The organism is uncultured Mailhella sp., assembly GCF_963931295.1.
Classification (GTDB): Bacteria; Desulfobacterota; Desulfovibrionia; order Desulfovibrionales; family Desulfovibrionaceae; genus Mailhella.
On sequence record NZ_OZ007001.1, the window covers coordinates 1,116,278 to 1,137,738 of the forward strand.

General features: G+C 51.0%; 15 protein-coding genes and 1 pseudogene. 9 read left to right on the top strand and 7 right to left on the bottom strand.

Features of this window, described 5'->3' with window-relative positions:
- Positions 1–102 precede the first annotated feature (102 nt).
- Entirely contained in the window at positions 103–894 is a 792-nt protein-coding gene (gene surE / locus ABGT79_RS04500; RefSeq protein WP_346665199.1) for a 5'/3'-nucleotidase SurE, read from the top strand.
- A gap of 144 nt (positions 895–1,038) precedes the next feature.
- Complete coding sequence (fba, locus tag ABGT79_RS04505; protein WP_346665200.1) at positions 1,039–1,962, top strand: class II fructose-1,6-bisphosphate aldolase; 924 nt, start codon at positions 1,039–1,041, stop codon at positions 1,960–1,962.
- A gap of 212 nt (positions 1,963–2,174) precedes the next feature.
- On the opposite strand, the gene ABGT79_RS04510 is transcribed toward fba, so the two are convergent.
- Together ABGT79_RS04510 and ABGT79_RS04515 are read right to left on the bottom strand one after the other, a co-directional pair.
- Positions 2,175–2,519 carry a helix-hairpin-helix domain-containing protein gene (locus tag ABGT79_RS04510; RefSeq protein ID WP_346665201.1) on the bottom strand — a complete coding sequence of 115 codons (345 nt, stop codon included), beginning with the start codon at positions 2,517–2,519 and terminating at the stop codon, positions 2,175–2,177.
- Positions 2,520–2,620: 101 nt separating this feature from the next.
- Positions 2,621–4,105, bottom strand: coding sequence for an aryl-sulfate sulfotransferase (locus ABGT79_RS04515; RefSeq protein ID WP_346665202.1), 1,485 nt, complete (start codon positions 4,103–4,105; stop codon positions 2,621–2,623).
- Between the two features lie 228 nt (positions 4,106–4,333).
- Here ABGT79_RS04515 and ABGT79_RS04520 point away from each other — a divergent pair, with 228 nt between their 5' ends.
- Entirely contained in the window at positions 4,334–6,253 is a 1,920-nt protein-coding gene (locus tag ABGT79_RS04520) for an ATP-binding protein (protein ID WP_346665203.1), read from the top strand.
- On the opposite strand, the gene ABGT79_RS04525 is transcribed toward ABGT79_RS04520, so the two are convergent.
- Positions 6,225–7,625 carry a sigma-54 dependent transcriptional regulator gene (locus tag ABGT79_RS04525; RefSeq protein ID WP_346665204.1) on the bottom strand — a complete coding sequence of 467 codons (1,401 nt, stop codon included), beginning with the start codon at positions 7,623–7,625 and terminating at the stop codon, positions 6,225–6,227. The genes ABGT79_RS04520 and ABGT79_RS04525 overlap by 29 nt on opposite strands.
- A 323-nt stretch (positions 7,626–7,948) precedes the next feature.
- Positions 7,949–8,995, bottom strand: coding sequence for an N-acetyl-gamma-glutamyl-phosphate reductase (argC, locus tag ABGT79_RS04530; protein WP_346665205.1), 1,047 nt, complete (start codon positions 8,993–8,995; stop codon positions 7,949–7,951).
- A gap of 88 nt (positions 8,996–9,083) precedes the next feature.
- Here argC and ABGT79_RS04535 point away from each other — a divergent pair.
- From ABGT79_RS04535 to ABGT79_RS04560, 6 genes and pseudogenes are all read left to right on the top strand, one after another.
- A pseudogene (locus tag ABGT79_RS04535) lies at positions 9,084–9,469 on the top strand (glutamine--tRNA ligase); the annotation flags it as partial.
- 157 nt (positions 9,470–9,626) lie between these two features.
- Entirely contained in the window at positions 9,627–10,922 is a 1,296-nt protein-coding gene (locus tag ABGT79_RS04540; protein WP_346665206.1) for a phosphomethylpyrimidine synthase ThiC, read from the top strand.
- 80 nt (positions 10,923–11,002) lie between these two features.
- Positions 11,003–11,757, top strand: a protein-coding gene (locus ABGT79_RS04545; protein ID WP_346665207.1) for an IS5 family transposase whose coding sequence is annotated in 2 segments (ribosomal slippage) — positions 11,003–11,336 and positions 11,336–11,757 — 756 coding nt in all. Because the reading frame shifts where the segments join, the coding sequence is not laid out codon by codon here.
- 6 nt (positions 11,758–11,763) lie between these two features.
- Positions 11,764–12,402, top strand: coding sequence for an IS1595 family transposase (locus ABGT79_RS04550; RefSeq protein WP_346666651.1), 639 nt, complete (start codon positions 11,764–11,766; stop codon positions 12,400–12,402).
- 57 nt (positions 12,403–12,459) lie between these two features.
- Positions 12,460–13,830, top strand: coding sequence for an autotransporter outer membrane beta-barrel domain-containing protein (locus ABGT79_RS04555; RefSeq protein WP_346665208.1), 1,371 nt, complete (start codon positions 12,460–12,462; stop codon positions 13,828–13,830).
- Between the two features lie 80 nt (positions 13,831–13,910).
- On the top strand, positions 13,911–14,405 hold the full coding sequence (locus ABGT79_RS04560; RefSeq protein WP_346665209.1) for a hypothetical protein: 495 nt from the start codon (positions 13,911–13,913) through the stop codon (positions 14,403–14,405).
- 545 nt (positions 14,406–14,950) lie between these two features.
- Here the strand turns inward: ABGT79_RS04560 and ABGT79_RS04565 are convergent.
- From ABGT79_RS04565 to ABGT79_RS04575, 3 genes are read right to left on the bottom strand one after another with little or no spacing between them, the layout of a single operon-like run.
- A complete protein-coding gene (locus ABGT79_RS04565; RefSeq protein WP_346665210.1) occupies positions 14,951–16,939 on the bottom strand; it encodes a tetratricopeptide repeat protein in 1,989 nt (662 codons plus the stop codon).
- Positions 16,940–16,941: 2 nt separating this feature from the next.
- Positions 16,942–20,124, bottom strand: a complete 3,183-nt coding sequence (locus tag ABGT79_RS04570) for a DEAD/DEAH box helicase family protein (protein WP_346665211.1) — start codon at positions 20,122–20,124, stop codon at positions 16,942–16,944.
- 54 nt (positions 20,125–20,178) lie between these two features.
- Positions 20,179–21,411 (bottom strand): hypothetical protein, encoded by a 1,233-nt coding sequence (locus tag ABGT79_RS04575; RefSeq protein ID WP_346665212.1) that lies wholly within the window; start codon positions 21,409–21,411, stop codon positions 20,179–20,181.
- Positions 21,412–21,461 lie beyond the last annotated feature (50 nt).

Below are 21,461 nucleotides of genomic sequence, written 5' to 3' on the forward strand. Positions count from 1 at the left end.
GCAGGCGGCATAACAGCGTCGCTCCATGTTTCACTTTTCTCTTTCAACTATATGCCGCGGCAGAGCTTGTCAAAGCCTTTCGCCGTATCATACGGAGCCACCATGCGCATCCTGATCAGTAATGACGACGGTATATACAGCCATAACCTGCATCTGCTCTACACGGCGCTTCTTCGCGCAGGGCACGATGTCCGGGCCGTTGCTCCGGCGGAACAGCACTCCGGGGCGGGGTGCTGCCTGACGGTGCACGGTCCCATTCTTACCCGCAGGGTCCGTCTTGATGAAACAGAAGGCGGCCCTTTTGAAGGTATCGCCGTCTCCGGCACTCCGGCAGACTGCGTCATTCTCGCCCTGCGCGGCCTTATGCCGGAATTCAACCCGGATCTCGTCATTTCCGGCATAAACTTCGGCCCCAACGCAGGTCAGGATGTTTTCTTCTCCGGCACGGTGGGCGCAGCCATCCAGGCAGCCATGTACGGCCTCCCCTCTCTGGCCGTTTCCCACTGCTCCCATGCCGGCGCCACGCAGGCACATGCCGACCTTGTGGCCCGTATGGCCACGGCACTGGACTGGAACAACCTTCCCCGGCACCGCGTCTATAACTTCAATCTGCCTGATTGTCCGGCAGATCAGATACGAGGCCTCAAGGTATGCCGTCACAGTACCGACTGGGCATGTCTGGACTCCTATGAACGTCGCATCTCTCCGCGGGGCAGAGAGTACTACTGGATGATAGATCCCTTCCAGCACTTCCACCTTGAGGACGAAGGCTCCGACAAAAGCTGGCTGCATCAGGGCTTTGCCACCCTGACACCTCTGAATATCGATCTCAACGACAGGGAGACCGCAAAAAAACTTAATGAAAACAGTCTGTGGGACCAGATACTATCATAATTGGAAAGAAGAAGTCTCCTTTCCGCCTTCATCCCTTGCGAAAAATTGCCACTGCGGCTACAAAAGAAACAAAGAAACGGAGAGGATTATTTTAACGTATCCGCCTCTCCATGATACCTGCTACCCGCTCCCCGGAGGGAAGCCATGCCTATTACCACTCCTAAAGAGATGTTCGACCGTGCCTACAAAGAAGGCTATGCCATCGGTGCCTTCAACGTCAACAACATGGAAATCATACAGGGCATCATGCAGGCCGGTGCGGAAGAACGCTCGCCGCTGATACTTCAGGTTTCCGCCGGTGCCCGCAAGTATGCCGGTCAGGTTTACATCATGAAGCTGGTGGAAGCCGCTCTCATCGAAGCCGACATTCCGGTGGTGGTGCATCTCGACCACGGTCCCGACTTTGAACTGTGCAAGGCCTGCATCGACGGCGGTTTCAGCTCCGTCATGATCGACGGTTCCCACCTTCCCTTTGAGGAAAATATCGCTGTTACCAAAAAAGTTGTGGAGTACGCTCACGACCGGGGTGTATGGGTTGAAGCAGAACTCGGACGCCTTGCCGGCATAGAAGAACACGTCTCTTCCGATCACAGCATTTATACCGATCCCGATCAGGCCGTGGAATTCGCCCAGCGTTCCGGCTGCGACTCTCTCGCCATTGCCATCGGTACCAGCCACGGCGCATACAAGTTCAAGGGTGAAGCCAAGCTCGACTTTGAACGCCTCGACAAGATTTCTTCCATGATGCCCGGCTATCCGCTGGTGCTGCACGGCGCTTCCAGCGTTCCGCAGGAATTCGTGGCCATGGCCAACCAGTACGGCGGACAGCTCGGCAACGCCAAGGGCGTTCCCGAAGAAATGCTGCGCAAGGCCGCCAAGTCCGGCGTATGCAAAATCAACATCGACTCCGATATCCGTCTCGCCATGACGGCCAGCATTCGCAAGTACATGGCAGAGCATCCCGAAGCCTTCGATCCGCGCACCTATCTGAAGCCCGCCCGTGAGGCCGTGAAGGATATGGTACAACGCAAGATCCGCAACGTTCTCGGCAGCTCCAACAAAATCTAACATATTTTCCGACGATGGCCCGGACACAGTCCGGGCGGTTCGCCGGGAACATCATCTGCCGCAAACGCGGAATCGTCCCCGACGTCATTCCAGCACCTCGGCATGAAACAACAAAACGCGGGATCATGGCACTTCCGGCACCATGATCCCGCGTTTTCACTATGGCAGCACTGCCCATATTTCCAGAAGAGAATCAGGCAGGTCAGTATTGATCAGTACAGGGGTACCGTCATTCCTTCCGGCATATCTTCGTCGGGAAGATCGACCACCATATCCCCGTGTTCATCCTTATATATGCCTATTCTGAGTATCAGGGCATCATTGATACCCTTGACCTTCAGCAGGTCTTCCACCGAATGGAAAGGTCCGTGCTCTTCCCTGTATTTGATCAGGTTGGTCACCATGGCACGGTTCATATCAATGGGAGCCTCCAGGAGTTCCGCCTTTGTGGCCGTGTTCAGATTAATGACATCGGCATGGGATACCCCCGGAGCAGCCATACAGACAAAAAAAAGAAGTGCTGCCGGAATCATTCTTCTGCGCGCATTCAACATCATGATATTCTCCTGACATAAGACTCAACCGGAGCCGTCCCGTAGATGTGCCAAACCGTCACATGAAACAGGATCCGGCTCCGGTTTTCTTCAGTTATGCATCACTACTTTTCAATCAGTACGGGAACCGCCGTTCCTCCGTTTTCCCCGGGCGTCAGACGGAAGAATTCCAGACGCGGAGGAACAACCGCACGTTCCTTGGAATGCTTTGCCTGAGGAACCCAGTCGTAAGGAACACGATAGGCGCGGAATACCACGTTGTAGTTATCCAGATCTCTCCACTTGGGATCAACATATTCCCACACGGTATCGAGATCGGGAGTCACTTCAAAAACCCGTCCGTACGCAGCCTCGCAGATAAGCGTATTCCCGTTGGGCAGACGCTGTACATTGCCCTGGAGAGGACTGAAAAAGATGTTGGGGTTATTATCCGTGGCAATCTTGGCCTTCAGCGCGGAGTACTCCCACACAACTTCTAGGGTCACGGGGTTGATTTCCAGGACTCTCGAGTAATGGCGCTTCATGACACCGACACCGTCCAGAGCGTCCTGATCCGGCCTGCCGTAGCCGCTGAATCCGCCGTTGTCGAATACCAGCAGGTTACCGGCACCAGGCAGTCCGCTGGGAATGATATGGCTGCCGTGGGGGCCGATGATGGGTCCGATTTTACGCAGGGCGTCAGTAGAGCTGAAGTCCGGACCGAGCTTCCACACAATCTTTCCCGTTTTCTTGTCGATGATGGCAATCATCGACATATGGCGGGAGGAAAAGAGAACATTGTCCGGGTTGAAAGCCGCATACTTGACAGGATCTTCGTCATACCAGCGGTTTTTACCCACATAGGAAACGGCGTTGATATGTGCCCAGTCCACGCCCTTTTTGTTTTTTACCTCATTGACCTTTGAGCTGGTCTTGGCGCTGGCCTGCCCATACGGAGTAGCCCCCGAATTCTTGTCCTCAACTCTGAGATGCCTGTCGTATCTGTCATAAACACCGAGAGCCTTTATACCTTCTTCCGAAAATCCCAGCTCCTTGAAGTGTTCCGAAATCTTCCACTGCCATACGACCTTTCCGGTGGCATCGACTTCATAGATGGCATTTTCCTGTACGGGGAAGTCCACCGGAATATTGCCGGGCTTGGCCAGACCGTTCTGCGAATTCAGCAGAAGCCTGCCGTCGGCACGCGGCTTGGCATCGGGGAAATAGTAGCCAACGGGACTGCCTTCCATTTGAGCGTCGTGACTCATGGGAATGTCGTTCTGACGAAGAATCTTGTTATTCCAGTCCAGAATAACCATATGGGCATTTTTACGCTTGCCGTATTCGCCCTGAACAACACCGTTGGGAAGCATTTTTGCGGAATGCCCCAGAAGCTGCGGCCATTCTTTCATGACCTCGCCGTTCATATCGACAAGATAGGTGCTGTGGCCGGAATTCCACCAGCTAGGTCCAATTAACGTATACCCGTTGAAACTTCTTTCAGGGTCATACATCGTAACGCCTGTCGGATAAATGGTAGGCGAGGCGCTGCCGTTTATCGGTATCATGGTCATTACCGCGAGACTGCATAGGAAATAACGTAATTTCATAAGGCCTCCTGAAAATATTATAGAGACGGGTGTCAGATTCACATATCGTGAAGCAAAATACATGCCAATATATAATTCACTGTATTTATTATAGATTATGCAGCGTTCCCTTTTTGCGACATAGAAAAATGTAATGTTTCTTACGCATGAAAAAGGCCCTGGTGTGCAACATTTTTCACACTTTCAACGGCTGCTTTTTCATGCATAAAGGAGTACCGTATTTTTAAGATGAAAAAATTTACGTTCTACCTGTGCTGCATTCTTTGCGCAGTCATATGCGCCGTCGGCCTGATGACGCAGGATCAGCGGACCGATCCCGTGGAAGCAAAGAAAAAAATCCGCATCGGAGTTCTTCGGGATCGTCCACCCCTTGCCAGCATGGTGGACGGCTCTCCAGAGGGTCTTGCCGTAGAGCTTGTGCATGGTATCTGTTCCACCCTGAACATCGAAGAGGAGTTTGCTTTTGGTCGTGCCGTGGAATTGTATGAACAGCTGGAAAAGGGAACGATAGAGCTGGCGGTACTGGTTCCCCGAGTCACGGGGCAGACCTCCAGACTGACGTTCATTCCCACCGGATTCAGCCTCAATCGCCGCATTTTCGTTACGGATGTCAGCATGGATATCCGGTCGGAATCCGACTTTTCCGGACACAGCATCGCTTTTGTAAAAAGTGACAGCCGATATGCAAATATTGCACGGAATGCAGGGGCCGACGTTGTCATAGCCGACGACATGCCGTCGGCACTGGACATGCTTATAAACCATGATGTGGATGCCTACATCACCCATCTGGGTGAAGTCGTGGCCAGTCTTGCCTGGAAAAAAGGCCTTACCGGTATCAACATCAAAGGAGGAAGTCTGGAGCGTACGGAACTGTATCTGGTGACGGAGGAACATAATATTCACCTGTCGGCCCGGCTTGCAGATTTTCTGACCACTCTGGAAAACAACGGAACATTGATGGAGATGCGCGAAAAATGGCTGGGCGCTCCCGTATGGAGAGAAAGCTTCTGGGAGCAATATAAGATGCCGATCATCTATTTTTCTCTGGGAGTTGCCTGCCTTATTACCATCATCATAATCTGGAACGTTTCCTTACAGTATAAGGTTTCCAGGGCTACGGACAGTCTGCGGGCGTCGGAAACCAGATATCGGGAACTGACGGAGGCCTCCCCGGACGGCGTCATTCTTCTGGATGAACACGGAGGGTATCTTTATGCCAATCCCGTGGCACGGAAGCTTCTGAACTCCTATGACATGCAGCTGTGCGGATACTCTCTGGCGCCGGAAACCCACCTCGGAGAGCTGGCACAGGATATCAGAGCAGGACGATACGGCCGCCGGGAATGTGTACTGCCGGAGAAAAACGGCCAGACCCGCCATTTTGAAATCATGACGTTTCCGGCCACGCTGGATGGAAGAGGAACTCCCGGAGTATGCACCCTCTGGCGTGACATCACGGCACGGAGGATACTGGAACAGGAACTGGCCAGAACGGACCGCATGTCCATCATCGGCCGCATGGCGGCCGGAGTGGCCCATGAGATCAACAATCCGCTGGGAGTCATCATGGCCAACGCCGAGTATCTTGCGGAAAAAGGGGTGGGAGGCACACAGGTGGAGGCCATTCTCGCACACGGCGAAAAGGCGGAAAGTTCCATCCGGCGACTCTTGAATCTTGCCCCGACGCTTGAAATCCGACGCGAAAGCCTCAACCTGACCGAAGTCGTGCAGGAATGCATACTGTTCCTGCATCCCCGGTTGCGCAAAGTGGATGTTGATGCGCATTTGCCGGACTGGCTTCCTGTGCGGGGAGACAGAGGCATGCTGGAACAGGTGGTGCTGAACCTCATCATCAACGCTCTGGACAGCATGAAAGATTCCGGTCGCCTGACAATAACCGGAGAAAGCCGGCATCAGAAGGAAGCCGACACGGCAAGAATCATCATTGCGGATGACGGCCCGGGGATCGCCGAGTCCGACATGGACCGTATCTTTGACCTGTTCTACAGCACAAAAGGAAGCCAGGGATTCGGTATCGGACTGTACGTGGCCAGAAATATAGCGGAAATGCACAATGGGACGCTGCGGGCGGAGTCAAAGCCAGGAGAAACCCGATTTATTCTGGATCTTCCTCTTTTGGTATAGCCTCTCCCGCCGACGGAATACCGCAGTCGGCCATCTTATGGTAAAGGGTTCGTCGACTGACCCCCAGCATGGTTGCCGCCCTTGTCCGGTTACCATCCGCAAGTGTCAGAGCCAGAAGAATAGCCTTCCGCTCCGCCTCTCTTGCTGCTTCATGCAACGCGATGGGGGCGCTCGACAACGGCTGAGGACGAGGCTCTGAACCAAGACGGTTTTCCAGGGGGCCTAGAGATGACGGGGTGATGATCTGCCCTTCCGTAAACAGCACTATCCTCTCCATGGTGTTTTCCAGTTCACGGATATTGCCGGGCCACGGCTGCGCCATGAGAATCTCCAGCGCTGCAGGACTTATCTCTCTGATATTTTTATTATGTTTTCTATTGTACTTATGAATGAAGTACTCGATGAAACGGATAATATCTTCTTTCCGTTCCCGCAGATCGGGCATGCGTATCGGCAGAACCGCAAGCCTGTAGTAAAGATCCTCCCGGAAAAGCCCCTGACGAACGGCCTCCTTCAGATCACGGTTACTGGCCGAAATAAAACGCACGTCAATATGCACAGAGGCATTGGCCCCCACGGGTCGAACTTCCCTTTCCTGAATGGCATGCAGCAGTTTTGTCTGCATACCCAGCGGCATCTCCCCTATCTCATCCAGAAAAACGGTACCGCCCTGTGCTTCCTCCAGCAGGCCGCGGCGAGACTGAACCGCACCGGTGAACGCACCCCGGACATGGCCGAACAACTCGCTGTCCAGCAGGCTTTCCGGAAGTGCCCCGCAGTCAATGGTCAGAAAAGCTTTGTTCCGGCGCGGACTGGACGCATGGATCACCTTGGCCAGCAGACTTTTCCCCGTTCCGCTTCTGCCTTCAATAAGAACACTGACACTGGATCCGGAAATTTTATCAAGCATCCGCATGATATCGTGCATGGCAGGACTGTCTCCCAGAATCATGGAAGGCACGCCCTCCTCCTCTTCCCGGCGGGAACTTCCCAGAGAGCGCTGCATGGATCCGTAGTCCGCCGCACGCAGCACCAGCGGCAGGAGTGTTTTCATTTTTAACGGCTTGGTCACATAATCATAGGCACCAAGCCTGGTTGCTCTTACGGCGCTCTGAATGGTACCTACACCCGTCATGATGATGAACGGTGTGGAGATCCCCGATATCCGAAGTCTCTGGAGAAGTTCCACGCCGTCCATACCCGGCATGGACATATCGCAGAGAATCACGTCAAAACTCTTTTCGAGAAGAATCCTGCAGGCTTCTTCTCCTCCGGAGGCGATATCCGTCTGCCAGCCCGACTCGGAAAAGCGAAGTGCAAGGATATCAAGCCATGCCTGCTCATCGTCGACAAGCAATATACGTCTGGACACGTGAACTCTCCTTTTCCCGTCACCGGTCGAAAGCCATAGCGACTCTACCGGAAGATCTGTTCTCCGACCGCTCCGCCGCCTCCGACCTTGCCGAACGAATTTCCTCGAAACTCCGCAGCACCTTTGGGGATACACCGATGCCACGCAAAAAACAACGACCGATCCGACACAGGATTGCCATATCGGAGCATGCGCAAGAAACAACGCTTCCCGAGCTTTTCCCTCGTCTGCCGGAACCAGATTTAAAGACACGGGCCTGTTCTTCTCTCAGACAGGAATATCATACAGAAGAACAGGCCCCGAACATTCTGACTGTCTGCTACTTACGGGACCAGCGGAGCAAAATTGAGGCCGGTTTCCACCGGCAACCCGAACAGCAGATTGGCGTTGGCCACAGCCTGACCGGAAGCTCCGCGACAGAGATTATCTATGGCAGAGGTGATGATGAGACGTCCCGTACGCTCATCCACGGTAACCGCAACGTCACAGAACATCGTACCGCGCACATTGCGGGTCTCCGGAAGCTTGCCGGCAGGCATCACTCTCACCCACGGACTGTCCTTCCAGAAATCCTCATACAGCGCCTGCACATCGGCCTGAGACAGGGGACTGGCCAGCTTGGTGTAGATGGTGGCAAGAATACCGCGGCTGATGGGCAGAAGATGAGGATTGAACGACACGGTGACGGGCGTCCCCGCTGCCACGGAAAGTTCCTGCTCAATCTCCGGAGTATGGCGATGTCTGCCACCGATGTTGTAGGGACGGAAAGAATCTGCCACCTCACAGAACAGCGAGCTGACCACGGCCTTGCGGCCGGCTCCGGTGGTACCGGACTTGGCATCAATGACAATGTCGTCGGTGCGGATGATGCCATTCTTCAACGCCGCATAGAGACCGAGTATGGACGCCGTGGGGTAACAGCCGGGATTGGCCACCAGACGGGCCTGACGTATCTCATCGGCATAGAGTTCAGGCAGACCGTACACGGCATGAGCGATATGCTCCCTGCGGGTATGGGGCTTGTACCATGCTTCATAAACATCAGCATCCCGCAGACGAAAGTCCGCCGACAGATCAACGACCTTCACCCCCGCATCGTACAAATCCGCGCCGATTTCCATGGCCACGCCATGAGGCACGGCAAGAAACACCACATCGCAGGCTTCGGCCAGGGCTTTCACCTCAGGCTCCATAAGCACCACATCCGCACCGGGCAGTCCCTGCAGGAAAGGATACACGACATCAAGCCGCTTGCCCGCATCCTGTCGGGAAGTAGCCGCAGTCAGTCTAATGGAAGGATGGGAGGCCAGAATACGGGAAAGCTCCATTCCCGTGTAGCCCGTCACGCCGACCAATCCGGCTCTCAGCATGGCAAAACTCCAAAAAAAGGCCGGAAAATCCGGCCTGCTGATGGTAAATATCTGTTCAGGAACGGGCCACAAACTTCATGCGCAGTTCGTAGTTGAGCTGCACTGCACTCACGACCCGTCCTCCCGCGGCGGCTCCAGCCCCGACGGCCGCAAGGTGAAAGGCCTCTGCACTGGGTAAGCGCGCGGCACGCCGTACCTGCGGAACTCCGCCTCTACGAGCAGATGTTCACCACGGAAACCGACAGCGATATTGAAGAAGGCAAGACGTTCCTCGACTATTTCAACCCCGAATTCGAAAAGATCGTCACCGCCATGGCGGAACCCTATCTGGCCACGCTGCCGGCGGGAAGTCATGTGCAGTTTGAACGTGTGGGCTACTTCTGTGCCGATCCCGACGGCACGGCGGAGCATCCCGTGTTCAACCGCACCGTGACGCTCAAGGACTCCTGGGCCAAAATAGAAAAAAAGCAGTAGCAGATAGGCCGGTGCCTCTCCGGCTCCCGGCCTTTTTCCTTTCCAAGGTCCCCGTTTCCGGATGTGCAGAAACAGGGCACCGGATGTCGTTTAGACATCCACAGCATAAGGTCGTACATGTTGCGGCTTAAACAGGAACTCCTGACAGGGAGGCAGTATGTCCATTTTTGAAAGCAACCAGGCTCTGGCTCAGCTGTTCGAACAGCACAAGGCCCGCCTGTGCGAAGAAGAAGGCCTGACGGAAGCAGAAATCCGTGCCGCCATAGAAGCCGGTACCATGGTTCTTCTTGGCAACCCCAACCATAAAAATGTCCGCCCCATTCTGGTCGGACAGCCTGCACGGGTAAAAATCAACGCCAACATCGGCACGTCCCCCTTCCACTGCAGCGTGAAGGGAGAAATGCGCAAACTCAAGATCGCTCTGGACGCCGGAGCCGACACCGTGATGGATCTGTCCATTGCCGGCGACCTCGACTCCATCCGTCAGCAGATGCTGGATGCCTGCCCCGCGCCGCTCGGCACGGTTCCCATGTACGGCGTGGCCCAGATTTACATTGACCGCGGCGAAGATCCCGCCACCATTGATCCCGAAGTCATTTTTGCCGACGTGGAAAAGCAGGCCGAACAGGGGGTGGACTTCATGACCCTGAACTGCGGCCTGACCCGCCAGGGCGCGGAATGGGGCGCCAAGGGCGGACGTACCATGGGCATCGTCTCCCGTGGCGGCAGCATTCTTTCCCGCTGGATGCTGCATAACGACAAGGAAAATCCCCTTCTTACGGAATTCGACCGCATTCTCGACATTGCCCGCCGCTACAACGTGACCCTCTCTCTCGGCGACGGCCTCCGTCCCGGAGCCAACTGCGATTCCGGCGATGCCGCCCAGTGGATGGAAGTCATCACGCTCGGACAGCTGGCCAAACGCGGTCTGGAAAAAGGTGTGCAGTGCATGATCGAAGGCCCCGGCCATGTCAGCCTGAACGAAGTGGAGGCTCAGATTCTCAGCATCAAGAAGCTCACCCACAATGCTCCGCTTTATGTCCTCGGACCGCTGGTCACCGACACCACTCCGGGATACGATCATATTGCCGGAGCCATCGGTGGAGCGCTGGCCCGTAAGCGGAGCAACCTTGTTTATGAAAAAGGCTTTACTTCTACGGGTGCCGTGGCGCTGAATGCCGTTGAAGGTTCCACCATCCGTGTCAACAGCATGAAAGATACTGATGCGGTGGTGAGCATTGTCGGGAATATCATAGCCGGAAAGACTTCTGCAGTGAAGATAGTCGAGTCCGACCTTGTAACTGACAATAATGCCACGGAAAACACTATCACCGTCAATCTTCTGAATGACAACTCCCATTTTACCGGCGTCAACGAGTTCGGAAACACGGGAAGCAAAATTGATGGGGCTGTCCTAGCTAAGAAAAAAGAGCTAGGATACCGGCATGTATGAAAGACGCAGCAGACTAGGCTCAGGACTCATTAATTGCCAAAAGGGTAAAAAGTTCTTATTGTCGGCATAGGGAGGATGCCATGAAGGAACTTTTTTATCTTTCTCATGAACAGATTGCTCGTATCAAACGCTACTTTCCTCGTTCCCATGGCATTCCGAGAGTCGATGACAGGCGTGTCGTCAGCGGCATTATCTATGTCATCAAGCACGGCCTGCAATGGAACGATGCTCCGCGCGAGTATGAACCATACAAAACTCTCTACAATCGTTTTATCCGCTGGAGCCGATTGGGGGTCTTTAACAGGATTTTTGCGGAGCTTGTTGAGCAAAACGGCTCCACAACACGCTTGATGATTGATGCCACACATCTCAAGGCACACAGGACAGCAGCAAGTTTGCTGAAAAAAGGGGCCTTTCCCGATGTATCGGACGCACAAAAGGCGGCCTGAATTCAAAACTCCACGCTGTCTGCAATGCCTTCGGTCAACCGTTGGCCTTCCATCTGTCCGGCGGTCAGGTGAGCGACTACAAAGGCGCTGCTGTCCTGCTTGATACTCTGCCGCAGGCCGGGGAGCTTCTGGCGGATAGAGGCTATGATGCCGACTGGTTTCGTCATGCCTTGTCCCGTAAAGGAATCACGCCGTGTATTCCCGGCAGACACAGCCGGAAAACTCCGGTGGCCTATGACAAGGAGGTTTATAAGCAGCGGCACAAGATAGAAATCATGTTCGGCCGACTCAAGGATTGGCGCAGAATAGCCATGCGTTATGACCGTTGTGCCCACACGTTCTTTTCGGCTATTTGTCTCGCTGCCATTGTCATCTTTTATATTTAATGAGTCCTGAACCTAAATAATCGGCAACAGACCGAACTCATAAAGTTTTTTGTGGCCGGTGCCACGGCAAGGGCTGCCGGAGAGATGGTAGGAGTAAACCGTAACACTGCCACATCCTATTTCATGCGCTTGCGACGTCTTATTGCTTCTCATCTCCCCAGCTATCGGCTGTCCGGAGAAATAGAAGCCGATGAAAGTTACTTTGGAGGTGTAAGAAAAGGTAAACGAGGACGGGGATCTGCCGGAAAAATAGCTGTTTTTGGTCTATTGAAGAGAAACGAAAGAGTCTACACAGTAATCATTCCTGATGCCCGTACTGAAACACTTCTCCCCATCATCAAAGAACAGGTGGAACCTGACAGTATAGTCTATACAGATACATTTTCAGCTTACAACGCCTTGGATATCAACGGATTCCATCATCATCGTATCAATCATTCTCAGAAGTTTGCAGAACACCATAATCATATCAATGGAATAGAAAATTTCTGGAATCAAGCCAAAAGACACTTACGTCGTTTTAACGGTATCAAGCCAGAACACTTTTACTGGTTCCTCAAAGAATGCGAATGGCGCTTCAATGAAGGCAACCATAAACAACTTCTAACTCGGCTAACTTATTGGATAAAACAAGCTAAACACTAGTCTTAGCTAGGACAGCCCCAAATTGATTTAGCCTTCGCCAACGGCGCGCGCTGGAACATGACAGGAGACTCTCCGGTCTCCACGCTTGTCATGCAGAACGGCGGCATCGTGAATCTGACCTATGACAACGTCCCGACCACAACCTCCCGATTCCGCACCCTGACGGCGGACAACTTAACCGGTGAAGGCGGTATTTTCCGGGTCAATACAGACATCAAAAATGATAAGGCCGACAAAATCATCATCGACAAGGGATCGGGGACGCATCAGATTGAGGTAATTCCCACCGGCACGGGCGCGGATCGCGAAGCAATGAATTCCTTCATTGTCCAACAACATGAAGGCAGCGCTTCGTTCTCGCTGTCCAACAAAGACGGCAAGGTGGAGCAGGGGCTGTATTTTTACGAGCTGGCAGATCGGACGGGCAACGACGGACAGGAATGGTATCTGAAACGTGTCTCTTCCGGCATCGCCCCAGACACGCCGACGGGTGAAGCGGAAGCCTCACTTTCCGGTCTGGCCGGGCATTATGCCATGTGGTACGGCCAGCTCACCGACCTGCGCAAGCGTCTGGGCGAAGTGCGCTACGGCTCGCAGACCGGCCTGTGGGTGCGCGGCTTCGCCGACAAGTCCCGTCTCGACGGACTGGCAAGTTCCAGCTTTACCCAGAACCTGTACGGAGGCTCCATCGGGTACGATACGCTACTTGCTGATGGTGAACAATATGACTGGATTATAGGAATGCAGCTCCGCAGCGCCCATGCCGACCAGCATACCAACGGGCGTTGGGGCGGACATGGCAATTTGACCAGCATGGGAGGCGGCCTGTACTCCACATGGGTTCATTACGACGGCTGGTATGTGGACGCCGCCGCCACAATGGACTGGTATAATCACGAAATCCGTGCCACGATGCGTGACGGCACAAGTGTGCATGACGACCGTTCTTCTTACGGGCTTGGCGCTTCGCTGGAAGCCGGACGCAGGATAGACTTCGGCTTTAGTAACGGAGGACGCGACCACTGGTTCGTGGAACCGCAACTCCAGCTTTCCTATTTCTGGGTGAAAGGCGGTGACTTCACGGCCAGCAACGGCATGGAAATTGACCAGAAAGACATGGATTCCCTGACCGGACGCGCCGGTCTCGTGCTCGGCAAAAAGTTCGCTCTGGATGGCGGCAACGGCTCCCGCTACATCCAGCCCTATGTAAAGGCCGGCCTGAACCATGAATTCCTGGGAGAACAAGAAGCCCGTCTCAACGGCGTCCGCATGACCTCCGACCTGGAAGGTACTCGCGGCTACTATGGCGTGGGCGTAGACTGGCAGGCCACGGACAACCTCCGTCTTTACATGCAGGCCGAACGTGAACACGGCGAACACTTCACCCGCGAATATAACGTGTCCGCCGGGCTGAAGTGGACATTCTAAGGCATGAAACCGGGCACGCCGGACAGGACGCCGTGCCCGGTTTTTTTCTTCTTTAGCTCGCCGAATCCCGGGAAAGTTGCATGAAATGCGGTATTATTTACTTACTTTTTGCCGGAATATTGACAACTGTTTCCTACGGGCATGCGGGGGAAACACCTTTGGGAAACTTCCCGAAATGGGGAGAATCCATTGAGCGGGTCATTGGGGAACGCCATATCGCCCACCCCTTCATGGAAGAAAGCACAAGCCTTCTTTTCAATATCCCTGTTCAGGTCATGCTTACCCGGGAGCTGGTAGGAGAACAGAAGTGTACCGTTCTTTACTCTTTTCTCAATAACAAACTGATAGAGTATGTTCTCCACCTTGAGGACAGCGCCGACACTGGCGACACCATCAGAACTCAGCTTGAGAGACAGTACGAAAAATATACCGGTCCCCTGTTTTTCTATGACGAAGACGTGTTCGTAGATAAAGCGGGAAAAACCTGCGTCTTTCTGCTGAAAGATGAAGACGGTGATACTTTTCTCTATTTTCTTGATATGGTGACCTACGCTTCTATAAAAGGTAACGGGTGAAAAGAGAGAATACCGCCTCGCGTATCACAAAGGGTGCATCTTCTGGCGGAGGAGCAGCCTTTCATTTTGCCTGAGTCAAGTTCTGCTGGGTGTACAGTTATTGAAACCTGATTTGAGAGGTAAAAGCTCTCCAGCAGGTATCCATCTGGGGCTGAAATACCGACTCTTGGGAGGGAAAGTCACTTCTCGAATTTTGTGGGGCATAGTATGGGGCAAATTTGCCCCACAACGAAAAAGCACTTACATTTTTATGTAAGTGCTTGATTTTTTTGGCGTCCCCAGGCGGATAAATTTTCAATTACAATCTATTTAATTTATTAATTTTTTATATCTTACCATTCATAGATACCTACAAAAATACCTCTTAAATCAAAAATTTTTGGGGGATGGCGTCAGACGCCAATTTTTCTTCCCTTCCTGATAAGACAGCTTGCTGGTTCAGGTCTGAAAAGGATTTCGCGTGTGAACAAAATGCTAACCGACTTGAGGATGCTCTTCCATTTTCAGAAGTTACAAAATTTTTCTTACACTACTTACTGCCGAAATCAGTCGGTGTCTCGCTGCTTCACACTGCCAAAAGCAGGCCCCTCTCCTGCAAAAAATTGCTCTACTATCTTGACGGATTCATGCTTGGGAAATCGTGCAATAGCATTTTCCCATATTTTGAAGGCCATATCCCGATCTCCTAAATTCCAAAGACTTCCTCCAAACTCAAACCATACTTCTGTATAATCGGGATTGATTTTTATGGCCTTTTTATATGCTTTTCTACAACCTTCTATATTTCCAAGCCCTTCATATGCCCGCGCGACCTGATACCAGCTAAGTTCATCCGGCTGATGTATTTCAGCTTGGGGAAGCAAGATGGAAAGAGCTTCAGCATATTTTCCTAAATGATTTAAAACTACACCAAGACAATAACCATACTCATCCGGTTCCTGTTGGCAAGCCTTTCGGTATGCGTCTTCAGCTCGTTCCCATAAACCGTCTGTCTGTGCCCAGTGACCAATGCGATCCCATAAAAATGCAGAATCAATGGTGCCGGAATCCATCAACTCCAGCATTTCCCGCTTAAAACTTTCAAAATTTAGATCAACGGGAAAATCCTCTTCGTGAAGTAGCCATGAACATATGAGATATTCGTACTTTCCTTTTGTGTCTTCGGGAAAATCACGAAGATACTTCTTCCAAAAAAGCAATGACTTCTGAATAGATTCTATAGATTCTTTCCCGAATTGCGACACGAACTTGCCGCACCAGGGCAATATCCACTCAAACATCCTGACATGACTCAGTAGGGTATTGATCTCCCTGAATGCTCCAGCCGAATCTTTTAAATTAAACAATATGGGGATTCGCCATGCATTCACAGATAAAGAACGCGATAATGAGTCCACATCCCAAATGATTTTATCCAAGTGTTCAAGTGCGGGCTGATACTTTCCTTCAGTGTACAGGCACACGCCCATTGCGAAATGAGCTTCAGGCAAATAGGGGTCCAGCTCTAAAGACTTTTCATAGGATTTCCGTTCATCAGTAGAATTACCCAAGGATTTATGCACAGCTCCTATGTTTTTATAGCACATAGCAGCTTCATGCGCGTCTTCCGGAAGAGAGAATTCTGTTATTGCCTGCAAATATGAAGACAACGCATTTTGATAGTCCTGCAATATAGAATAGGCATTTCCAATGCAGTATGTGAGATCGCCTTGTTGATGCCCCTGTTTAGAACGGAGAGCCTCAAATAAGGGGATAGCCTTTTGGACACGTTTCACATCAAACCTGTTCTCATCAATACCCAGATTTATTTCTGCCATATAAGCCAATGCGATTGCCTCAGGATATTTACCCAACACCGCATCAAACTTGGGGAATGAGTCACTTATTTTATCGTATTGACCTGCTTTGAACATTTCGACAAGTATTTGATATGCGCGCTGAGGCTCACCCGACAAATATATAGGACTAGAGACGGTATTAAGTATCTTATTAAGTTGCTTTGGAGATGTAGTAATACATTGAAAGCGCTGTTCCATAAAAAATTTTCCGTCTGTCATAACCAGACTATGCAGCTTATTTTGAAAAACAACGCTAAAATATTCTTTAAATTTAATAGTTATATATTTCTGTGTACGCCAATTCGAGCTTTTTTGTTCATACTGCTGTAAGGTGTCGTCTGCGGTTTGGACCAGAAGTCGTTTTGATGGAAGGTGATAACAGACATAAATAGAATGAGGCTGGCGTACAAGGTAGTTCAAATTTTTTCTATCAATGGAAATACTTACACTTCCATCGGAGTTTTCTTTGCATTCTGTCCCCTTAAGCTGTACATGCACGCGAAAGTTCGTCATTGAAGCCCCGATACGAGCTTCAATCTGAATATCGGTACCATAATCATTCGTATCATTACGCTGCTGAACAACAAACAGTCCCGCCTCTGTTATGGCATTTTCAAAAGCATTTATAGCGGCCTTTTCAATGTCATGTGCAGCGTCTCGCTGCGGCAGATCGTCTAAATAGCTCTTTTCATCCACGTCTAAACTCCCACCCTGAACTCCTTCCAGTCCTTTGCCACCCGCAGCTCCACGCCATTATCCAATGCCTTGAAGTGTTGTCTGCCGCAGTGGATTTTCAGGGCTTCCGGGGTACGCAGGCCGAAAACGCTGGTGTCACCCTTGGTTTCCAGGACGAAGTAGAGTTTTTTCTCGCCGTCGCGATCCAGATACACGGCCCAGTCCGGGTTGTAGGTTCCGATGGGGGTTTCAATTTTGAATGCGCGAGGGATTTTGAAAAACATTTTCACGTCAGGATCGTTGTCCAAGGCCAAAGCAAAGGGACGCTCCACAGTGCTGCTGTCGTAAATGATATGATCGTAGACGCTGTGCTCGACAGATACGGCATTCTTTTCCAGGTTGGCAATAAGCTCTTCGCTGTCGAAAATTTCCTGAATATAATATTCCTGCCCGGCCAGTTTGAGATAGCTGATGCCGTCCACGGCCAGTTGATGGCGACGATTGCGGATAATTTCCACCGCGCGCTCGATGAACAGTTGCGGATTGTTGCGCAAGTCCTGCAAGCGTCCGCTCTGAAGCAGGATTTCGCAGACCGTAGATCGCTTGGTCAGGGTCTGTTCACCGATGACAGCCAGCACATCCGGCATGTTGCTGTAGCTGTCTTGGATATCCGTGGTCCGCATTCCCGTTTCCTGATGGCTTACCCCGGCTGACTCGATATGAATGATCGCGTTTTGCGTGACAAGCCGGGCCGAGGGTATGGGATCCATCTCCTGCAGGTCCTTGACGCACCGGCTGATCAGTACGGCGCTGTCGATATTGACTCTGTATGTGGTTTTCTGCTTGATCTTGTTCCATAGCTCCAGAAATTCCGGAGATGCCGTGACCTGTTTCTTCAGCTTGACCGTCACGTCTTTGGAAGCGTCGCGGAGAGGGGGACGCCTGTCCGCATTCCTGATGATGGATTCAAAGCGTTCGCGCGCCGCCTCAAATTTTTTCGGCAGATCCAGAGTCCCAGTTTTCAGAGCATTTTTCAGGGTATCCTTGATGTTGCCGTTTTTGTCTGTGTAGCCCTTGGCGTGCAAGTGGTTCAGCAATTCCTGGGCGTCCTCATAGGAAACGGTCTTTTCCGTCTGTACGGTGCGTGTGTAGGTCGCGCCGCACAGGGCGGTTTTCAAGGCGGCGGTTGTCACCGGCGTGGCCGCGGCAGTGCTTGCCGCGGTAACCGATGTGATTGCTTTGGCGACTTCCACCGTAGCCGCAGCCACTTCCTTCGGCAAATCCAGGCTGTCTTGTTCAACGGCGGTCTGCAGCGCAGGTTGCGCCCGACCTTCGGGTGAAATGTAACCCTGTTTTTCGAGGTGCGCGACAATCTGCGCGACTTCTTCCGGGGTGATGGTCTTTTGTTCCTCAATGGTATCCGTGTACGTCATCCCGGTAAACAGGCTCAGTTGCAGAACGCCGAACTTCAGGCCGGTTTCATCCTCGATTTCCTTCTGGAGCGTGGCCGCAAATTCGGCAAAACTCTCGTTCGCCATGACGTGCAGCAGATTGATATCCTTGTCGTCAATGCGCTCGCCGTCCTGGTTCACGCACAAACGCAGGCCGCGCCCGACTTTCTGACGACAGGTGAATACAGATTTCTGCTCAATCAGCGTGCAGACTTGAAAAACGTTGGGGTTGTCCCATCCCTCTTTCAGAGCCGAATGCGAGAAAATGAAACGCAGCGGACAGTTAAAAGACAGCAGCCATTCCTTGTCTTTCATGATGGTGTTGTAGGTGCTGGTGTCGTCCTGGGTATCGCCTCTGGTGTCCTTGTAGTGGCCCTTTTTGTCCTGAGAAAAATAGCCGTCATGCACTTTTTCAACCGGATTGCGGAACCGCTCCTTAAGCTCGGCGTACTTCGGCAGATTCAAAAGTTCGTGGTAACACTCCTCGAACATTTCCGCATAAGGCCCTTTTCCGCCTTCCGGGGTGCGGTATTTTTTAACCTCGTCGATAAAGAACAGAGAAAGTACCTTGATGCCCTTTTTCGTAAGGCGCAATTCCTTGTCAAAATGGGTCTCAATAGTGCGGCGAATCTGCGCCCGCTTGACGATGTTCTCATCAATGCCGCCGATGGTCCGGCCTAGTTTAAGAAATTCCGTATTGCCGAATTCAACACATTCATATCCCGGTGTGCAGTCGATGCCCGCCACCGTGTACCCTTCATAAAGCTCACGCCGACCGGAAAGGACAAACAAGTCTGAATTCGGTTTTATGGTGACGTTTTTGCGGGACACCTTACCGTCTTTAGCGGCGACGTCCATTTCCACTTTGGCCCGATAGCCCTTGTCGTCTTTGGTTACGGAAAGCAGTTTGATGTACGGCTTGTTGAATCCGTGGGCCACCTGGTTGGAAAACACACAGATCTGCTTCACCAGTCCCATCTGGTAGGCGTCAACCGGCGTCAGGCGAAACAGCAGATTGACTTTTTCCCGGTGGGTAGCGGAATAACGCAGCACGCAGAGCGGATTCAGCGAGGCAATAGCTTCCTTTGCCTTGGGCGTGTTGTCCACGCTCTGCGGTTCGTCAATGATCACTATGGGCCGGGTATCGCGGATAAAACGCATGGCGGATTCGCCGGAGAGCCGGTCCTGAACCTGATTGATGACGTTCTCGGCCTTTTTAAACGCGTCGATGTTGATGATCATGATTTCGATGTTGGCGCTGGTTGCGAACTGGCGCACATCGGACAAACGGGCGCTGTTGTAAATGAAATAACGGCACGGAACACGGTTGTAGAGAACGCCGAAGTGCTCCTGCGTGACTTGCAGAGATTTGTACCCCCCCTCGCGGATGGCCACGGACGGCACCACGATGATGAACTTGGCGAAGCCGAAACGCTTGTGCAGCTCAAAGATGGTTTTGGTATAGACGTAGGTTTTCCCGGTTCCCGTCTCCATTTCCACGCTGAACTGCCTGCCTTCCAGATCATGCGTCATGGGCAGGGTATTGTGTTTCTGCACTGCCTGCATGTTGGCGAGCATGGCGGCGTCATCAATAAGCAGGGCATTGCCGATACCGTACTGATTTTCCAGCAGGGAAAACTGTTCGCCCTGGACAATAGAGAAGGTGGCGGTCTTCTTTTCCTGACCGATGAACAGATCAGCCACAGCATTGACGGCGGCTGTCTGGAAAGATTGTTTGATAAACTTAAGTTTCATGACAGTCTAAAATATAAATCCTTAAAGTATTAACTTAATAATTAGGTTACCTGGTTAGCTATGTCGACTTTTTTTACTTTTTTGCTTTTTCATAGCCAATATAAAAAGTAAAATGTCAATACAAACCATTGATGAACATGAAAACAATAATTCAACACACCCGTTTATGTAGTCAAAATAATCGATTGTATATATTTTTTGGGGATCTTTTTTGGGTTGGTACGATATTATTTTTTTTGTTGGATCGTATTCAAATGTTGCATGATGAGAGCCGTTACGAATCGAAACATTATATTCTGAATAAATATTGATAAATTCCGGTATTCTCTCAAAGCACTTTATTCTATTTACTTTATCTATCTGTAAATAATTATCTAATGTAAAATCTTTTGTGGCGAATGTATCATATTCTATTCCTGCTTCAATATTTTGAATAGCTGCAAAAGTAACAGCACCAGAACCAAGGACCTCAAAAGCAAATCCATAAAAGTCACGCGTCTTAGCGAAATCATATGAAGACAAAGCGCTTTTAATGAAAGGTCTATTCAACTTATAACTTATGAACAGTTGTGAATATTCAGAATAGGCATCAAAAAATCTTTCAAATATAGAATAATACTTTCTAATCCTATTTTTTACATTGCTACTATGGTAAACTAAATATTTGTCAAATTCTTCTTCATACTTTTCTGCTATTTCATAAATTTTCTCTTTTGCATCGATGAGTAATTGAATCCTACCGTTACAAAGGGTTCTTGCGCAAAAGTCATAAATCCAGTGAAGAGCACCAGCAGCACTCTCCGGATATTGTATGCTATTTTGTTTTGATATATTGTCTGCAAGAGTAATATTATTCTTATTGAATTGAGACCAAGCCCTTTTAATTTTTGGCCACTCGTCATCAAGACGCAAGATCCTTTCTGCTTCTGACACACCTCTTTCATATTCTTTCCGATCTAATGTTACCCCTTTTTCTTTCATTTCGGCAAACAATTGCTGAGCGGCAAAAATTCCGGGACTAAAGAATGGATCATGCCTATAACTTTCTGGAATTTGGTTTTCCGAAGATAAATTTTCAATTATGCCTTCCTCCTCACAGCATTCACAATTATTAACTAAATCGAAACCAACATTAGGTGGATTCGATAAATCAAGCTTTATTTCTATCTCTTCACCACATCCAGAACAGTTAAATACATGTTTTTGTTCTTTTGAGTGACCAATATCAATCCTCAGAGTCGAAATGGTACCACAAGTGAGGCATTTTACGTTTATTCTTTGAATCATTTACATGTCCCCTTTGCAATAGATTCCAGACGATACAGAATGTCACTATT

What these genes read in the sequence shown, in the direction of transcription:
- surE (WP_346665199.1), top strand. Translation starts at nt 103, where the DNA reads ATGCGCATCCTGATCAGTAATGACGACGGTATATACAGCCATAACCTG.
- fba (WP_346665200.1), top strand. Translation starts at nt 1,039, where the DNA reads ATGCCTATTACCACTCCTAAAGAGATGTTCGACCGTGCCTACAAAGAA.
- ABGT79_RS04510 (WP_346665201.1), bottom strand. Translation starts at nt 2,519, where the DNA reads ATGATGTTGAATGCGCGCAGAAGAATGATTCCGGCAGCACTTCTTTTT.
- ABGT79_RS04515 (WP_346665202.1), bottom strand. Translation starts at nt 4,105, where the DNA reads ATGAAATTACGTTATTTCCTATGCAGTCTCGCGGTAATGACCATGATA.
- ABGT79_RS04520 (WP_346665203.1), top strand. Translation starts at nt 4,334, where the DNA reads ATGAAAAAATTTACGTTCTACCTGTGCTGCATTCTTTGCGCAGTCATA.
- argC (WP_346665205.1), bottom strand. Translation starts at nt 8,995, where the DNA reads ATGCTGAGAGCCGGATTGGTCGGCGTGACGGGCTACACGGGAATGGAG.
- ABGT79_RS04540 (WP_346665206.1), top strand. Translation starts at nt 9,627, where the DNA reads ATGTCCATTTTTGAAAGCAACCAGGCTCTGGCTCAGCTGTTCGAACAG.
- ABGT79_RS04555 (WP_346665208.1), top strand. Translation starts at nt 12,460, where the DNA reads ATGACAGGAGACTCTCCGGTCTCCACGCTTGTCATGCAGAACGGCGGC.
- ABGT79_RS04560 (WP_346665209.1), top strand. Translation starts at nt 13,911, where the DNA reads ATGAAATGCGGTATTATTTACTTACTTTTTGCCGGAATATTGACAACT.
- ABGT79_RS04570 (WP_346665211.1), bottom strand. Translation starts at nt 20,124, where the DNA reads ATGAAACTTAAGTTTATCAAACAATCTTTCCAGACAGCCGCCGTCAAT.
- ABGT79_RS04575 (WP_346665212.1), bottom strand. Translation starts at nt 21,411, where the DNA reads ATGATTCAAAGAATAAACGTAAAATGCCTCACTTGTGGTACCATTTCG.